Annotated in this window: 17 protein-coding genes, 1 tRNA gene and 1 pseudogene; 9 read left to right on the top strand and 10 right to left on the bottom strand. The window is 60.4% G+C overall.

What is annotated here, in order from left to right; genetic code table 11:
• Position 1: 1 nt before the first annotated feature.
• Both trpD and AC245Y_RS10630 read right to left on the bottom strand, forming a co-directional pair.
• Positions 2–1,018: an anthranilate phosphoribosyltransferase gene (trpD, locus tag AC245Y_RS10635; protein WP_017994114.1), complete on the bottom strand. Its 1,017-nt coding sequence runs from the start codon at positions 1,016–1,018 to the stop codon at positions 2–4.
• 8 nt (positions 1,019–1,026) lie between these two features.
• Positions 1,027–2,919 (bottom strand): peptidylprolyl isomerase, encoded by a 1,893-nt coding sequence (locus AC245Y_RS10630; RefSeq protein WP_017994113.1) that lies wholly within the window; start codon positions 2,917–2,919, stop codon positions 1,027–1,029.
• Positions 2,920–3,138: 219 nt separating this feature from the next.
• On the opposite strand from AC245Y_RS10630, the gene AC245Y_RS10625 reads away from it, so the two are divergent.
• Positions 3,139–3,420 carry a hypothetical protein gene (locus AC245Y_RS10625; RefSeq protein ID WP_003539806.1) on the top strand — a complete coding sequence of 94 codons (282 nt, stop codon included), beginning with the start codon at positions 3,139–3,141 and terminating at the stop codon, positions 3,418–3,420.
• A gap of 117 nt (positions 3,421–3,537) precedes the next feature.
• On the opposite strand, the gene AC245Y_RS10620 is transcribed toward AC245Y_RS10625, so the two are convergent.
• Positions 3,538–3,792, bottom strand: a complete 255-nt coding sequence (locus AC245Y_RS10620; RefSeq protein ID WP_003539804.1) for a GlsB/YeaQ/YmgE family stress response membrane protein — start codon at positions 3,790–3,792, stop codon at positions 3,538–3,540.
• An 892-nt stretch (positions 3,793–4,684) separates the two neighbouring features.
• Here AC245Y_RS10620 and AC245Y_RS10615 point away from each other — a divergent pair.
• The 3 genes from AC245Y_RS10615 to AC245Y_RS10605 all read left to right on the top strand — a co-directional run bounded on the left by AC245Y_RS10615 (position 4,685) and on the right by AC245Y_RS10605 (position 7,156).
• Positions 4,685–4,840 carry a hypothetical protein gene (locus AC245Y_RS10615; RefSeq protein WP_003539802.1) on the top strand — a complete coding sequence of 52 codons (156 nt, stop codon included), beginning with the start codon at positions 4,685–4,687 and terminating at the stop codon, positions 4,838–4,840.
• A 488-nt stretch (positions 4,841–5,328) separates the two neighbouring features.
• On the top strand, positions 5,329–6,201 hold the full coding sequence (locus AC245Y_RS10610) for a transglutaminase family protein (RefSeq protein ID WP_012757515.1): 873 nt from the start codon (positions 5,329–5,331) through the stop codon (positions 6,199–6,201).
• A gap of 127 nt (positions 6,202–6,328) precedes the next feature.
• Positions 6,329–7,156, top strand: coding sequence for a transglutaminase-like domain-containing protein (locus AC245Y_RS10605; RefSeq protein ID WP_012757514.1), 828 nt, complete (start codon positions 6,329–6,331; stop codon positions 7,154–7,156).
• 54 nt (positions 7,157–7,210) lie between these two features.
• Here AC245Y_RS10605 and AC245Y_RS10600 read toward each other — a convergent pair whose 3' ends face one another.
• Both AC245Y_RS10600 and AC245Y_RS10595 read right to left on the bottom strand, forming a co-directional pair.
• A complete protein-coding gene (locus tag AC245Y_RS10600; RefSeq protein WP_012757513.1) occupies positions 7,211–7,432 on the bottom strand; it encodes an alkylphosphonate utilization protein in 222 nt (73 codons plus the stop codon).
• 101 nt (positions 7,433–7,533) lie between these two features.
• On the bottom strand, positions 7,534–8,430 hold the full coding sequence (locus AC245Y_RS10595) for a LysR family transcriptional regulator (protein ID WP_017994112.1): 897 nt from the start codon (positions 8,428–8,430) through the stop codon (positions 7,534–7,536).
• 144 nt (positions 8,431–8,574) lie between these two features.
• Between AC245Y_RS10595 and AC245Y_RS10590 the strand changes: the two genes are divergently transcribed.
• On the top strand, positions 8,575–10,002 hold the full coding sequence (locus tag AC245Y_RS10590) for an MFS transporter (RefSeq protein WP_017994111.1): 1,428 nt from the start codon (positions 8,575–8,577) through the stop codon (positions 10,000–10,002).
• 486 nt (positions 10,003–10,488) lie between these two features.
• Here the strand turns inward: AC245Y_RS10590 and AC245Y_RS10585 are convergent, their stop codons facing one another.
• Together AC245Y_RS10585 and AC245Y_RS10580 are read right to left on the bottom strand one after the other, a co-directional pair.
• Positions 10,489–11,214 (bottom strand): 3-keto-5-aminohexanoate cleavage protein, encoded by a 726-nt coding sequence (locus AC245Y_RS10585; protein WP_012757509.1) that lies wholly within the window; start codon positions 11,212–11,214, stop codon positions 10,489–10,491.
• A gap of 432 nt (positions 11,215–11,646) precedes the next feature.
• Positions 11,647–11,937: a hypothetical protein gene (locus AC245Y_RS10580; protein ID WP_244432256.1), complete on the bottom strand. Its 291-nt coding sequence runs from the start codon at positions 11,935–11,937 to the stop codon at positions 11,647–11,649.
• Between AC245Y_RS10580 and AC245Y_RS10575 the strand changes: the two are divergent.
• Positions 11,821–12,090, top strand: a pseudogene (locus tag AC245Y_RS10575) (hypothetical protein); the annotation flags it as partial. The gene AC245Y_RS10580 and the pseudogene AC245Y_RS10575 sit on opposite strands and share 117 nt — an antisense overlap.
• Positions 12,087–12,401, top strand: coding sequence for a hypothetical protein (locus AC245Y_RS10570; protein WP_012757507.1), 315 nt, complete (start codon positions 12,087–12,089; stop codon positions 12,399–12,401). The pseudogene AC245Y_RS10575 and the gene AC245Y_RS10570, both read left to right, overlap by 4 nt.
• Before the next feature lie 148 nt (positions 12,402–12,549).
• Here the strand turns inward: AC245Y_RS10570 and AC245Y_RS10565 are convergent.
• A tRNA-Ser gene (locus AC245Y_RS10565) sits at positions 12,550–12,639 on the bottom strand.
• 196 nt (positions 12,640–12,835) lie between these two features.
• Positions 12,836–14,011: a GGDEF domain-containing protein gene (locus AC245Y_RS10560; protein ID WP_017994108.1), complete on the bottom strand. Its 1,176-nt coding sequence runs from the start codon at positions 14,009–14,011 to the stop codon at positions 12,836–12,838.
• Between the two features lie 214 nt (positions 14,012–14,225).
• Between AC245Y_RS10560 and AC245Y_RS10555 the strand changes: the two genes are divergently transcribed.
• A complete protein-coding gene (locus tag AC245Y_RS10555; protein WP_011652042.1) occupies positions 14,226–14,552 on the top strand; it encodes a GYD domain-containing protein in 327 nt (108 codons plus the stop codon).
• Positions 14,553–14,649: 97 nt separating this feature from the next.
• On the opposite strand, the gene AC245Y_RS10550 is transcribed toward AC245Y_RS10555, so the two are convergent.
• The gene (locus tag AC245Y_RS10550; protein WP_012757504.1) at positions 14,650–14,853 is read right to left on the bottom strand and encodes a hypothetical protein; all 204 of its coding nucleotides are present in this window, start codon (positions 14,851–14,853) and stop codon (positions 14,650–14,652) included.
• Between the two features lie 402 nt (positions 14,854–15,255).
• Here AC245Y_RS10550 and AC245Y_RS10545 point away from each other — a divergent pair, with 402 nt between their 5' ends.
• Positions 15,256–16,350, top strand: a complete 1,095-nt coding sequence (locus tag AC245Y_RS10545) for a septal ring lytic transglycosylase RlpA family protein (protein WP_012757503.1) — start codon at positions 15,256–15,258, stop codon at positions 16,348–16,350.
• Positions 16,351–16,408 lie beyond the last annotated feature (58 nt).

Raw genomic sequence — 16,408 nt, 5'->3', positions numbered from 1 at the left:
CCTAGTCGATATCGTTGGAAACGGCGATGAGTTTGTCGAGGGCGAGCGCGGTGGAGCCACTATCCAGCGACTGCGTGGCCAGCGTCATGCCGTCGCGGATCGTCTCGACCTTGCCGGCGATGACGAGCGAGGCGGCGGCATTGGCGAGCGAGACATCGCGATAGGCATTCTTGGCGCCGCCGAGCACCTCGCGAAGGGCCGCGGCGTTGGCGACACCGTCACCGCCCTTGATATCCGCAAGCACGCAAGGGCTGACGCCGAAATCGGCGGGCGAAAGCTCGAAGGTGCGGATCTTGCCGTCTTCGAGTGCCGCCACTTGTGTGACGCCGGTGGTAGTGATCTCGTCGAGGCCGTCGCCATGGACGACCCAGACGCATTCGGAGCCGAGATCGCGCATGACTTCGGCAAGCGGCACCAGCCATTGCGGCGAGAAGACGCCGAGCAGTTGGCGGCGAACGCCGGCCGGATTGGAGAGCGGCCCGAGCAGGTTGAAGATCGTCCGCGTGCCGAGCTCGACCCTTGAGGGGCCGACATGGCGCATGGCGGAATGATGCATCTGCGCGAACATGAATCCGACGCCGGCCTCGGCAATGCAGCGGGAGATGATCTCGGGGCCGACGTCGAGCTTGACGCCGAGTGCGGCCAGATTGTCGGCCGCGCCCGATTTCGAACTCAGCGCCCGATTGCCGTGTTTGGCGACGGGAACACCAGCGCCGGCGACGATTAGCGCCGCCAGCGTCGAGATATTGTAGGTGCCGCTGGCATCGCCGCCGGTGCCGACAATGTCGATCGCATCGGCCGGCGCCTCGACGGTCAGCATTTTCGAGCGCATTGCGGTGACGGCGCCGACGATCTCGTCGACGGTTTCGCCGCGCACGCGCAGCGCCATCAGGAAGCCACCGATCTGCGAGGGTGTCGCCTGGCCCGACATCAGGATGTCGAAGGCAGCGCGGGCCTCGTCACGCGTCAGCGGCTCGCGGCTTGCGGCCTTGGCCAGGAACGGCTTCAGATCGGTCATAAAGCCTCCTAGCGGGTCGTCGCCTGTTCAGCGAGCGTCTGGTTGATCTCGGCGCCGTACTGCGTCTGCAGCAGGTTGACCATCTGATCGAGAATATCATCGCCGGCGGCATTAGCCATGGCGGTGATCTGGGCATCGCGGTTGTTCAGCACGTCGCCGGTCGGCTGGGTGTTGACCTCGGTGACCTTCAGCAGGATCTGCGTCGAGGGATCGGCGCCGACAGCGCTCGCGACCGTGTCGAGCGGGCCGGAGAAGGCGGCGGTGACGCCGGCCCGGCCGAGGACCGCATCATCGGTGGAACGGGTGACGCCGCTCTTGCTTTCGACGGCAATGCCGAGCGGCGTTGCGATATCGGCAAGGGCAGTGCCCTTTTTCGCCTCGGCCTTCAATGCATCGGCCTTCTTTGCGAGCTCGGCCTTCTGCTGTTCCGCCGTCCAGTCCTCGACGGCCTTTTCGCGCACTTCGGCGACCGGGCGGTCGCGGTCCGGCGTGATTTCGCGGACGTTGAACCAGACATAGCCGTCATTGCCGATCGGCAGCGGCGGCGCATCGACGCCAACCTCGGTCTTGAAGGCTTCGCCGAGCAGCTGCTGCTTGACGGGAATATCCTTGACCTCTTGGCCGTCCTTGTCGGCGCCGGTCATATCGACGGCATCGACGGTGACGGCTTTGAGCTTCAGCTGGCCGGCGATATCCTCGAGCGTCGAACCGCCGGCGCGCAGGTCCTCGATGCGGTCATGAACGTTGATCACTTCCTGGGAGGCGTTGGAGAGCGACAGCTGCTTGCGGATATCCTCCTTCACCTCATCGAAATTCTTCGCCGTTTCCGACTTGATGTTGGTGACGCGCAGGATGACCGAGCCGAAGGAGCCATCGACGACAGGCGTCGTGCCGCCATCGCGCGAAACTGCGAAGGCCGCATCGGCAACCGCCTGGTCGGGAACCTTGTCCTTGGTGAATTCGCCGAGCAACACGTCACTTGCCGTCTTGCCCTGGTCGGAGACCAGCTGGTCGAAGCTGGTGCCGCTCTTCAGCGCCGTTTCGGCGGCGGTGGCGAGATCCTTGCTGGCGAAGGTCAGCTGTTCGATGGTGCGGCTTTCCGGCGTGCGATAGGTATCCTTGCTCTTGTCGAAGGCTTCGTGGATCTGGTCGTCGGTGACGGTCGCGGCATCGGCGATATCGGCAGGCTGCAGCTTGAGATAGGCGACCTTACGGTATTCGGGCGCCCGGTAGCGCTGCTTGACACCTTCGAACCAGGTTGCCAGCACGTCGTCGGCAGGTGCCTTGATCGGCTCGATATTGGCATTGGTGAGCAGCAGGTAATCGATGCTGCGGCTTTCATCACCATAGAGCTTAAGGGCGTCGACCAGGGTCTTCGGTGCGGTGAAACCATTCGAGATGGCATCGACCACCTGGCTGCGGACAGCGACCTTGCTGCGCTCCTTGATGTAATCGTCCTGGCGGATGTTGGCATTGCGCAGACGCGAGATGAAGAGCTCGCGGTCGAACCGGCCGTTGACGGCCTTGAAAGCCGGATCGTCAGCGATCAGCTGGGCGAGGCGATCTTCGGAAAGGCCGAGGTTCATGTCTTCGGCGAGCTGGTCGAGCGAGGCGCCGGCGACGAGCTGGGCGAGCACCTGCTGCTCGACGCCGAAGGCGCGGGCCTGCTCGGGGGTGAGGCGCGTGCCGAACTGCTGGCTGAGGTTTGCCACCTGGCGCTGATAGGCGAGGTGGAATTCGTTGACGTCCACATGCTGATCGCCAACGGTCACGACCGTGGTGCTGTTACCGCCTGTCAGCAGCTGATGCGACACGCCCCAGGCGCCGAAAGACACGACGAGCAGAAGCAGGAGCAGCTTGGCAACCCAGGTCTGAGCAGCTCTTCTCAGGATATGGAACATAGAAACGCAAACCTCGCAGTATCATTGACCCGCGCGCGGGCGGACATTCGACGTTCCTTAAAACAAACCCGACAGGAAATGAAGGGTTTGTCACGCGAAAAGCTGCACAAGTCGACCGCTCCGCCGCGGCGGCTTTGCGGAGAACAAAAGATCGGTTGCGACGGAACCTTTCGGGCCGCCATTTCGTTGAAGCGGCATCCCATGAAACAGGAGCAGACCATGGCAGAATTGAAAACCGCTTCCGCCGAATCCACCGCTGCGCGCGTCAAGGCTGATATAGCAGCAGACGATCTGTCGGCGCAGGTCGCAGCCCTTCGCAACGATCTCTCCCGGCTAACGGAAAGCGTGGTCGCGCTGGGGCAGGGGGCGAAGTCGGCGGTGACCGACGAGGCTTCGGTGATGACGGAACGGCTGCGCGACAAGGTACGCGAAGAACCGCTCGTGGCACTCGCCGTGACGGCAGGCATTGCCTACGTGTTCGGCCTGCTCAGCCGCCGCTGAACGGCAATTCAGAGTGAAGAAAAGCCGGGCGCCATGAACGCCCGGCTTTTAGTGTTTGCATCCGTCCAAAAGTAGCCGGGCCAGCTTACGCGACCGGGCTCAGTTGGCGCGACCAAGTCAGCGGCGGATGACGCGCCCGATCGCGATCAAGATGCAGGCACCGACGAAACCGGTGATCAGATAACCCAGCCAACCGGCGAGCGGCTGGATGTGCAAAAGACCCAGGATCCAGTTGGCGACAATAGCGCCGATGATGCCGAGCAATATGTTCATGAGCAGGCTCATGCTGCTGCGCATTGCCTTTTCCGCCAGCCATCCGGCGACACCGCCGATAATGATGGCTGCAATCCAACCCACGCCTGCGCTTTCCATGGTTATCTCCCTCCTGGCAAAACGAGTCACAGAATGCACGAAACGAAACGAAGTTCCACTCCTAGTTACTGAGATTGCTTTGCGGGTTCAGCAACTTATGTGACTCACGGCTGCAGCAGGGTGACCGGGGAGTGCACCGCGTATGCGACGATCTGAAACAGGAGGCCAGCAATGGCCAGCAATGCGAAGCCAAAAGGCATAATCAAGCTTTTGCTAAACATCTTTCCTCTCCCGTTTGCGTAAAGCATAAGCGGAAGCGGAAGGAGCGCAAGAATATTGTTAACAGATAGTTAAGCATGGCAATTAGTTAAAATTTAATACATCCGCTGACGTCGTAATACTTTCGGATGTCAAAACGTTTATTTTTGCAGCCCTGCCGTGTCTGCTGGCGGATCATGCTACTTTCGCTCCAGACCTTCCACACTCTGCCGGCTCGTCGCCTTTGGCGCGAGATGCTTTAGATGCAGCTGGAGATGCAGTCTCTCTGGCTCGCAGACACGCGGCCGCAGAACGGGCCGGCGCTGTCGCGCGCCGTCGGGCAATCCGCGTCGCGGGCGATCAGGTCCGGTGTACGATCAGCATAAAGACGAGGAAAGACGCTGTTGCGACCGTCGCGGCGAAGGCAAGCTCATAATCCATGTCATTAACCCGGTTGGATGGCACCCCTAAACGCCGATCCGCGTCAGGGAGTTCCATACCGCCACTCGCGCTTATCGCCTGCCGATTGATTTTGTCGAGGAGTGTATCATTTTCCCTAGAACAGGATGATTTTAGGCCCAGTCGACCTAAAATCTGAATCCTGTTGCAAATTAAGAGTTAGAGCATGATGTCAAAACCGCTCACACTTTTCGCGATCATGCTCTGACCGCCATTCAGCCAAGGGGACCACTTGATGCCAAAAGCTGCAATCGCCATCGCCTGCATCGGCTTGCTGACACTTTCCGGCTGCGGCAATACCGCATACGGGCTGAAGAAGGATGGACAGGAAGCAAGCCACGCAATGGACAATGCAACACATCGGGTGCTTTCGGCCGGCGCCAAGAAGTGATGCAGGCGATGGAATAAAAAAGCCCGCCTGGGGTGAGGCGGGCTTAGGATTAACAGGGAGAATGGGCGGATAGGCTTCCGCCTCGACTAATAAAGCATTTTCTTAAGCGCATGACTTTACGTCATTCGACGTAATGGCGATCGGCAACGACCAATGCGGCCAGGATTCGGAATCGAATCAGAGATGTCCGGATCGAATCAGAAGTTGCCCCAGTTCTGAGCGCGGGCACGAGCGCGAATAATCCGGTATTCGCGACCGCCATAGAGGGAGCCGATTGTCAGCAGAAGCGTCAGAACGTCCCAGATGATATGCATGTTATCCTCTTAGGTTGGACGGCCCCGCCGCCGATCGGTGAAGATAGCAATCTTTCGAACGTGCTTATATGACAAGAAATCGGGATGAGCGGGAAAGCCGGCAGGGCGCTTCCGCAGAGGAGAGGCGGCGTTGCCGCCTTGGAGCAGCAAAGTGAACAGATTCGACGGCGGCTTATGACGATTTTCTCTGTCCGCCACATCACGTCCTATCGTTACGTCAGGGACGTCGATTTCGGCGAGCATCGCTTGATGTTCCGGCCGCGCGACAGTTTCGACCAGCGGCTGATCGAAGCGTCGTTGACGATCTATCCTGAGGAAAGCCATGTGCGCTGGATCCACGATGTTTTCGGCAATTGCGTGGCGCTCGTCGATTTTTCGAGGCCGGCGTCCGAACTTCGTTTCGAAACCTGGATCACGCTCGATCATACGCCGCAGGTCGCCCTGGATCTCAAGGTCGACGATGCGGCCCTGACCTATCCATTCTCCTACGACAAGGACGAAATTGCCGATCTGACGCCGGCGATGCAGCGCCATTATCCCGACCCGAACGACGAGGTCGGGCGCTGGGCACGCCAGTTCGTGCGCCAGGGGCGTCCAACGGAGACCGGGCATCTGCTGATGACGCTCTGTTACGCCATCCGCGAGAGCTTCGTCTACGCGCGGCGCCAGGAACATGGAACCCAGACGCCGTTGCAGACCTTGCAGCTTCGCTCCGGCACCTGCCGGGATTTTGCGCTTCTGATGATGGAGGCGGCACGGGTGCTTGGCCTCGCGGCGCGGTTCGTCACGGGCTATGTCTATGTTCCCGACCGGGACGGTTCCACCGTGCTCGGCGGCGGTTCCACGCATGCTTGGTGCCAGGTCTATCTTCCAGGCGCCGGCTGGACGGAGTTCGATCCGACCAACGGCATCGTCGGCAACCGCGATCTCATTCGTGTCGCGGTTGCCCGAGATCCGCGCCAGGCCGTCCCGTTGAGCGGCAGCTATGATGGGGACGGGAAGGATTTCGACAGCATGACGGTGCAGGTCAACGTCACCACGAGGTGATCTCGACTACGTCTGAGGTAATCTTGGATTACTCCGGCCTGGCCGCCCGCAGCCATGGGAACCGGGTCGCGCGATCAACGTTCCCTACTCACCTCCACCGATGCGGAGACGCGAGAAGGAAGCCACAATGAAGATACGCGCCGGGTTTCATCTGGGCTACGAATGCACGCAGCCGACGCCGATGCTGCTCGTCCTCAACATCCATCCCTCCCGTCGCGCTGATCTTCTCAGCGATCAGATCCTGACATTCGACCGGCCGATCGAGGCCTGGGGCTATACAGATGGGTTCGGCAATGCCTGCAGCCGGATCGTCGCTCCGCCCGGGCTGACGACGATCTCCACGGAGTTCGAGATCTATGACAGCGGCCAACCCGACATCGTTCCCGACGATGCCGTCCAGCACGGGATCAATGATCTGCCGGACGATGTGCTGGTCTTCCTGCTCGGCAGCCGTTATTGCGACACCGACAGGCTTGCGGATTTCGCCTGGGCAAGGTTCTCGTCGACGCCGCTCGGCTGGGCGCGTGTCCAGGCGATCTGCGATTTCGTCCATGACCACATCACTTTCGATTACCTGAAGGCCGACGTGCTCAGGACCGCGCATGGCGGCTTCACCGACAAGGCGGGCGTTTGCCGCGACTTTGCCCATCTCGCCATCGCGCTTTGCCGATGCATGAATATTCCCGCACGATATTGCACCGGCTATCTCGGCGATATCGGCGTTCCGATCGATCCCAATCCGATGGATTTCAGTGCCTGGTTCGAGGTCTTTCTCGGCGGTCATTGGCATACGGTCGATGCCCGCCACAACACGCCTCGCATCGGCCGGATCCTGATGGGGACCGGCCGCGACGCCACCGACGTCGCGATGTCGACAGCCTTCGGCCCGGCTACACTCTCCCGTTTCGAGGTGATCACCGAGGAAGTGCCGCAGGAGGCGATGAAAGCCGATTGATCGTCGGAGTCGGACTTACGAAGCGTCGACCGAGCATCGCAGGCGAGGCAGATCCTATGCCTTCTTCAAAAACTCGGTTTTCAGCACCAGGCCTTTGACCTGCTTGGTGCTGCACTCGATCGCGCCCGGATTGTCGGTCAGGCGAATGCCCTTGACCAGCGTTCCACGCTTCAACGTCTCCGAGGTTCCCTTGACCTTGAGGTCCTTGATCAGCGTCACGGAATCGCCGTCGTGCAGCTGGCTTCCGTTGCTGTCTTTTACAATGATGTCGGTCATAACGTCCCCGTTTGGTGATCCCGACGGGAAATCATGGCGACGCGGGATAGTCAACCACACGAACGGATCAATCGGCCCGACCTCAGATCCTACGCACTCCTTCAATCAGCGCGCGCGCAGGCGTCCCGAACGCAGCCGCGCAGCCAGCGATGCGCGGGATCGGCATCCATCCTGGGGTGCCAGAGCAATGACACCGTGATCTCGGGCGTCGGGACGGGGAGGGGGAAACTATGCATTCCCGCGCGCAAGGCTCCGGTGTGCCGTTCGGGCACGCTGGCGATCAGATCGGAGGTTCGGGCGAGCGCCAGTGCCGTGGAAAAGCCGCTGACGATGGTGGCGATCTGCCGCTCCAGCCCGAGCGCGGTCAAGGCTTCATCGATCGGTCCCTTGTCGAGCCCGCGCCGCGAGACGTAGATGTGCTGGCCGGCGGCATAAAGGGAGGGCGTCAACTCGCGCTCGCAAAGCGGATGCCCCAAGCGCACGACGCCGATGAAACGATCGCGGAACAAGGCCTGCGCCCGCACCTCCGGCCCGGTCGTCCCGCCGACGACGCCGGTTTCCAGATCGACGGTCCCGTCGCGAAGCGGGGCGCTGTCCTTGTCCGGCTTCTGCACGAAGCGCAGCCGCACGCCGGGCGCTTGCCGGCCGAGGCGTGCGATAAGATCAGGTCCGAAGCTCTCGGCAAAGCCTTCGCTGGTGCGCAAGGTGAACGTCCGGACCAAGCGTTGAAGATCAAGCGCCTCGGCAGGACGCAGGACCGCCTGCGCGTCCTCGACAATCCGGCCGACCCGCTCGCGCAGTTCGAGCGCGCGCGGCGTGGGGACGAGGCCGCGGCCGGCGCGCACCAGCAGCGGATCGCCCGTCGTTTCGCGCAATCGCGCTAAGGCCCGGCTCATCGCCGACGGGCTGAGCCGCAGCCTTTGTGCCGCACGCGCAACGCTGCCCTCGGCAAGCAGCACATCGAGAGTGACCAGCAAGTTGAGATCGGGTGTCGACATGCATCAGCTATAACACGCTTTCATCGTGATGTGGCGCCAAACGCATGAATGAAGTGAAAATCATGCGCCTTCCGCCATATCAAACATAGGACTAGGTTTTCACCAGTTCCATTTGGGGAACTAAGAGAAAACGGAGTTCACGTGGTGAAATCGATCATTGCAGAGCGAAGCGAGGCCATCGCCGAACAGTCACCCTCCGTACGATGGGCGCTTGCCAGTCTTTCCCTCTCGATGTTGTTGCCGTCACTCGGCACCAGCATCGCCAATGTCGGCCTGCCGAGCTTGGCGCAAGCGTTCAATGCGTCCTTCCAGGATGTGCAGTGGGTCGTTCTCGCCTATCTCCTTGCCATCACCACCCTGGTCGTCAGCGTCGGACGGCTCGGCGACATCACCGGCCGACGCCGGCTGCTGCTCATCGGCATCCTGCTCTTCACGCTGGCCTCGATCCTCTGCGGCGTCGCGCCGACTTTATGGCTGATGATTGCCGCGCGCGCCGTGCAGGGGCTGGGTGCGGCCATCATGATGGCGCTCACCATGGCCTTTGTCGGCGAAACGGTGCCGAAGGAAAAAACCGGGAGCGTCATGGGGCTGCTCGGAACGATGTCGGCGATCGGCACCGCTCTTGGGCCTTCGCTCGGCGGCCTGCTGATCGCCGGGCTCGGCTGGCCGGCAATCTTTCTCGTCAACGTGCCGCTCGGCGTTCTGACCTTCGTTCTCGCCTATCGCCATTTGCCCGCCGATATCAGCAAGGGGAAGACGGATCGGAAGGGCTTCGACTTGGCGGGCACACTGCTGCTTGCGCTGACGCTTTCGGCCTATGCGCTGGCGATGACGATCGGGCACGGCCGCTTTGGGCCGCTGAACGTCGCTCTGCTCTCGGCCGCCGTCTTCGGCACCGGTTTGTTCGTCTTAGCCGAGGCGAGAGCGGCATCGCCGCTGATCCAGTTGACGGAATTTCGCAATCGCGTCCTCAGCGCCAGCCTGGCGATGAACGCGCTGGTTTCGACTGTGATGATGGCGACGCTGGTGGTGGCGCCATTCTACCTTTCCCATGCGCTCGGGCTCAATCAAGCTCTCGTTGGCATCGTCATGTCGATCGGGCCCGTCATCTCCATCTTGAGCGGGGTCCCGGCTGGCCGCCTGGTCGACCGTCTGGACACGTCCTTCGTGGTTGTCGCAGGGCTCGTTGCCATGGCGGCAGCCTCCGTCGCCATGGCCGTGCTGCCCGGGATATCAGGCTACATCGCCGCCATCGCCATGCTGACACCCGGTTATCAGCTGTTCCAGGCGGCCAACAACACTGCCGTCATGGCGGATGTCCGTCCCGACCAGCGAGGCGTCATCTCCGGCATGCTCAACCTGTCGCGCAATCTCGGGCTGATTACCGGCGCATCCGTGATGGGCGCCGTCTTCGCGCTCTCTTCGGGAGCACCCGATATCACAGCGGCGCATCCCGAGGCCGTCGCCTCAGGTATGCGGGTCACCTTCGCCGTTGCGGCAGCACTGATTATCGTCGCGCTCGCCATTGCGGTCGGGACTTACCGCCGCCGCCGAGCGCTCGGGGAGAGTTGAGCCCGGCAGGCCGCGCGAGCGAAGCTCAGACCAAGGTCCGATCCATCCCGGACTTCGTGCCCATAGCAACTTTCGGTCAACGCGATAGGTCCTTGCGGCATGCGTGGAGGTTTCGGAGTGTTGCTGTGACTAAAATGTTCGTTGCGGGGATGATACTGACACCGCTTATCTTCTGGGGTTCTATTGGCGTCCTGATATACGCGTACTTTTCGTGATGGCTGTCCGGCAATCATCGACTGAGGTCGGCCGCGTCCCGCTTATCTGCCGATATGAGCGACGGTCAAGATTTCGACCAGGGCATCCCGCTTCACGAGGCCGCATTGGTATCATGGAATGAGAATGTACCGTGCGTTCCGCGCACTCCATATCTTCGCGCACTTGGCCGCATCGCCGAGCCAATATTTCGAAACATTCTGCGCCTTGACGATGCCGGCTGATGGCGCCGAAGAGATTCCGAACTGCCGCCTGGCCGCCGACATCTAGGCATCAGTTCGATTGGCCACGGAAGATCGCAACGGCCGCAGTGACCAGCACGACATTGTCGTTCGCAATCGTCCCATCCGGAAGGTGCTTGCCATCTTCCAGGCCGATACGGGTGGAGTAGCGCCGCTCGCGCGCCAACCTGACGAAGGGCCAGACGGTGTCGTCGAAACCGTGCAGAAGAATGGGCCGATTGACCCCGCTATCCCTGAGCACCTTGATAATGCCGCCCGCGATATCGCATGCGCGCTGCAAATCCTGTTCGTCATCGAGCTCGATGAGCACGCGAAAGACCCGGTCATGATCATCGAGGCCGATGTAGCGCTCCGCATCGGCGACCGATGCCAGCCCGACTTCAATGCCGACACCCTTCTGCCGCAGCAGCTGCATGACGCCGGGGCCATCGTCTTCCGAGAGGTTCACCGAGGCATAATCCGGCAGGACATCCCATCGGCGGATGGCTTCCCGCGTTTTCTCCCGATCACCTTCGATCCAGGCGCCCGTGGACACGCCGATCAGCGTTCCCGGGCAGGCCCAGCGGATTGCACCAACCGTCTCGTCGACGGCGGCAAGGCTCTCCTTGCCATCGGCTCCGCGCGGATGAACGTGGAGCTCCGCAGCGCCGGCAGCAACCGAAGCCGTGGCATCACGCACCATGGCATCGATCGTCAGGGGAAGGAGGGGATGGAAATCGCTCGGACGTGCGCCGTTGATGCAAGCTTGAACGATCATAAAAGGAGCCTCGCGCTTGTTGGGCCGCTTAAGACGCCGGGTATACCAAATTGGAAACCTGAAGACCTAGGGTGCTGCTGACAAAGTCATTTCCCTTGCCGTTGCAGCCCCAATAATATCATCTCAGTCGAGATAGGCGACTGCTGCTCGTGCAGGGTCAAGCTGCGCGCACGCCGACCAGAGGACGGCCACGTGATCTCGTGGCAGCGACGTGACGTCAATCTGCCGCCCGACCCCATTCTTAAGTTAATGGCGGTCGCGTCCTGTTGCTGCCTGTACATCATCTCATCGTCGACGCAAAGGAGGAGGGTGAAACTCATCTGTTGCCCTTAGGGAAGGCCAACCTTCCTGAGGTACAAAACCGCAATTTTCGGAAAACGACGGATGGCGGAAGGCTCGTGAACTCTACGACATCAAAATTCTTAGCTCAGCTCACGGCAGGCAGCGGCGAGCAGTCGTTGGCCCGGCCATCGAACCCATCACCGGCTGATCATGACCCGCCACATTCAGAACCGCATCAAGATACGCGAGAAACAGGGCGGCCGCTGCGGCTACTGCCTCCGGCCTATGGTTTTGAGTGACCAACCGCCTCATAAGCAGCCGCGGAATGCCGAAACCCTTGAGCACCTGCGGCGCCGCTCTAATGGCGGCCGCAACAATCGAGACAACATCGCTTTGGCGTGCAAGCGTAGCAACGAAGAGCGCGGCGCTGCCGAGCCGCAGCGGCGGCGGGACCAACACCATAGGCCGGCGCGATCACCACCCGCGACCACACCAGCGGCGCGCCGGCCGGTGTTTTCTGGGATGCTCGCAGCTGTTCATCGGAGGTTAATGCTTATTAACCCAGAATCGCAGCCTGAAAGGATGCGCCGATGAAGATGCTTTTTTCCTCACTTGCAGCCATGATCTTGTCTGCATCTTTCGCCCTGCCGCTGAACGCCGCGCCGATCGTTGTGCCGAACGCAGTACATATGCATACCCCCGACGTCGAGCAGGTCAAACACCGGAGCCACGGTAATGGACATGCGTATGGCCACCGGAAGAAACACCGGTACGCTTACCGCGACTGTCGGTATTACGGCTCGTGCTATCGTCCGCGGTATTACGGCAGTCGCGACTATTACGGCTATCGCGACCGTTACCCCGATCGTCGTCGGTCAGGTGTGACCGTGTATTTCGATTTTTAGCCGGCAGTGCCACGGAAACCAACCTTGGTGCTCAACAAATGCGCCGCCGGCCTCACCTGCCGGCGGTTTTCATACCAGAAGCGGGGTTATGACAAGCGTGCAATTCTCAGGCGGAAAGTAGAAATTATACAACAAAATCAATACAATATGGCGGAAGAGGTGGGATTCGAACCCACGGTACGGTTTCCCGCACGCCGGTTTTCAAGACCGGTTCCTTAAACCACTCGGACACTCTTCCATCTGATTGAAAAGGTTGAGACATCAACATGCTGTCGATGTCTACGAACCGGCCATTGCTACCGATTTGCGACCCAATCACTCGATGGCTGGCTTTTTAGCAGCTTTGTTAGCAGCGTCAACGTGCTCTGCGGCATTTGCCAGCATCTTCGCCATGACGTGCAACTAGCTCGAGAGAGCCGCGCTTCCGCTGCTCTTCAGCCCGCGCGAGCCGGTAGAGGTTTCGGCGCAAGGAGGCTGGAGGTCAACCCGACGCTGCTGAACAACTCAACCCTGTTGCGACCCTTGTTTTTGGCAATGTAGAGCGCCTGATCTGCACGCTTCTGAATGTCTTGTTCAGTCAGGCCCGCTTCCCAAAGAGCCACACCTGCACTGACGGAAGGGGTGACCTGATTTCCTTCCAAGACAAGGCTCACGGCGTTGACAGCCTCGCGTATCCGCTCAGCGAGCGCAAAAGCAGAGGCTGCCGTTTGGCCGCGAAAAAAGAGGCTGAACTCCTCGCCGCCCAGCCGGCCGAACACACAGGAAGGGGGGACACTCAGAGCAATCGTCCGAGCAACATTTATGAGAACGACATCGCCTTTGTCGTGTCCATACATATCGTTAACACGTTTGAAAAAGTCGATATCGATGAGGATGAAGGCGTCTCCGGAGCCGAGGCTTTTCGGAAGGGAATTGAAGAAATGCTGCCGGTTGGGAATGCCGGTCAGCATATCGGTATTTGCAAGCCTGATAAGCTTTTCTTCGGCTCTTTCCTGCACGAGGACGAGCACGAACAGAGCCACTGCGAAATGACAGATGATCAGCAGAAAGAAAGCGTAGCGCGGGGGAAGAGGCGCATCGTCTGGAAAGATGAAACCAACGACGACCAAAGCCGAGAGAGACGTCGCCACCCAAATTGAAGCGGAGAGGCCGAGCCGCGCGGTAAGACGCTCGTGGAAGAAGTCGCGGGCGATCACGAAACCTGACAAGGCAAGCAGGATGGTGGCGTTGCCATTGAACACGGATGCTCTCGATCCATTGTTCAAATACCATGGCGTGATCGCCGCACTCAGCATCAGGACGACGGGCAGGAGCAACGGCCACCAGTCTCGTAGAGAATTCTGACGCCGGCTGAGGCCGAAAAGACCAACCGCCATCAGCCCGTAACCATTGGCGCCCAGTGAAAAACTCCAGAACGTCCTGGCATTATCGGACATGTGAAGGCTCTCGTCCCACCCTGCCAGCGTTGAGGCGATCGCGAGCAAAGTAAAACCCACGGCAAGTACGCCGAGCCCCGGCGTCGCTCCGGAACGCCATCTCACATAGAAGAAGCAGATCGCTCCGACGATGAAGGAAGACTTGTGTAGAAGAAGGACTGTCGCAAGATCCATTGCCGGAACCCGATGTGAGATGAGAAGCGGGGTCCGAATAACTGCTAAAATCTACTTTTCGATGAACGCCGCGCGACCTTCTGACGGCGGAACTCGCTGCTCTTCTGGAGACTGCCGACCGAGACCGTTGGGAGCCCGTTCCATATATTGGAAATGACTCGCGTTCTCCCCGACTTGAGCGTTAACTGTGCTGTTCTGGCGGAGGAAACAAACCATGGCCATGTATCTCACGCGCTTCAGCTACACGCCCGAGACCTGGGCACGGATGATCGAAAACCCCGAGGATCGCCGAGAGGCGGCACGTAGTTACATTGAATCCGTGGGCGGAAAGCTCCATGGCTTCTGGTACGCGTTCGGCGAGCATGATGGTTGGAATCTGTGGGAGGCGCCTGATAACGTATCGATGGCGGCTGTCGCGCTGGCGATCGGCGCAGGAGGCGCGCTCAGTTCCATGGAGACCACTGTCCTCCTCAGCGTCGAGGATACGATCGAAGCCTTGGAAAAGGCGAAGTCGATTCGCTATCGCCCACCGGCAGCATAGGCGGCGACCACGGCTTCCCATCCACGTCGAAGATGAGCGCGTCGCGCGTATCGTTCCCGGCACAGGCTTTGTGTGATTTGCTGCGGACATAACAGACTTAGCTTCCGTCAGATCCAAGGCCCTTTGGACCGTTGAGCTGGTTCATATCCCCGCCGAGAGATCGAACCGCCTCCATCGTCACGGCGAGGGCCGACATCAGGATTGCGATGTCGTTATCTTTATCCGGCTGGGAAAGCTGGCGAGATCGGGCATGCAACTGATGGCTGATCGTGTCGAGCTGCGTCAGGGTTTCATCGTTCATGGTGATCCTCCAAAGGTCTAAACCTTCAAAGCCCGTGGCGGACAATTCGTTCCCATGCAGAACGAAGCGTCGCCGCTGCGGCGCATCAAATACGCGCAGAGCGCGTTTCAGTATGGAGCATTTGGGCCGTCCGGAACCGCCCGGATGTTCACCATATGCTCCGCATCGGCACGATGATTTCGGGCTTCATTGCGGCGGCGAAAGGGCAGGACGGCGGGGCTTTTGTTAGTGATTTATAAACCATAATCATTAGAATTGTCGCTATCGCTGCGAAATCGTTCGTAAATTTGCCACGAAGTTAGCAAGATTAAAGCCTCGTTAGGCGGGTGGGAATAAGGCGTTGTTGGCCCAAGATGGGGCAAGGTTCCTTAACCATAACGATCTTTGAGCGGCGTGGGGCATATGAAACTGGATTACGGGGCGGCGTCTTTCGCAACGACAGCACGGTGGCTGGCGATCTCGGCGATGTGTGCGACGGTTGCGGCGTGCGGCACGACACAGGCGGTGCCGAAGAAAAAATCCCACGGCAAAGAATACTTCTCCGAATCCGAATACGGCGTGAAGGCGAGCCCGCGGGTCGCTACCGGCAACAATATCCCGAAGGGCGGCGGCCGCTACATCGTCGGCAACCCCTACGAGGTGAAGGGCAAGTGGTATTATCCGAAGGAAGATTTCGCCTATAACAAGGTCGGCGTCGCCTCCTGGTATGGTTCGGCCTTTCATGGGCGCCTGACGGCCAACGGCGAAGTCTACGACCAAATGCATCTTTCAGCTGCGCATCCGACCTTCCCACTGCCGAGCTATGCGCGCGTCACCAATCTCGAAAGTGGCTCCTCCGTCATCGTGCGCGTCAACGATCGCGGCCCCTATCATGCAGGCCGTATCATCGACCTTTCGAACAAGACGGCCGACATGCTGGATCTGCAGCACAGCGGCACCGGCAAAGTGCGCGTGCAATATGTCGGCCGCGCCCGCATGGACGGCCACGACATGCCCTATCTGATGGCCTCCTACGCGCCGAAGGGCAGCCGCCTTCCCGGCGTCAATCCGGAAGGCCAGATCGCAACCGGCGTCATGGTCGCCTCCAACAGCCGCAAGATCACCCGCGACCAGCTGCAGAGTTCGGAAGACTACGAGACGCCGGCCAACGTGCCGGTGCCGAGGTCGGCGACTTCTTATGCCGGCTCGACGCCGAGCGCCCGCAACAATGCGGCAGCCGCCGCGGCACCGGCGGCCCATGTTCTGGTGGCGCCATCAGCGCCGTCCTTCAACAATGGCGCGCAGGCCATGGACCAGATGGTCGTGCTGCCGGAAATCGGTCCGATGCCCTATGAGCGGCCCCAGAATTCGCTGGCCCTCGGCTACCAGAACGAAGAGGTGAAGACGGTGACCGTCGATCTCGCCTTCGACGCGGTGATGGTGCGCAATGACGGGCTGACGCAAGAGTCCATCCTTGCCTCGGCCAAGCGCCAGCACGCAAAGTCCGCTGCCCGCTGAGCATGGCATTGCATCGGATTCCCCCTCGCTCTAACCTCCCGACATACGCCGCTCCATA

The organism is Rhizobium sp. SRDI943, from assembly GCF_057653695.1.
Note: the sequence above shows the minus strand (reverse complement) of the source record. Positions and strands in the feature narration are given on the sequence as shown.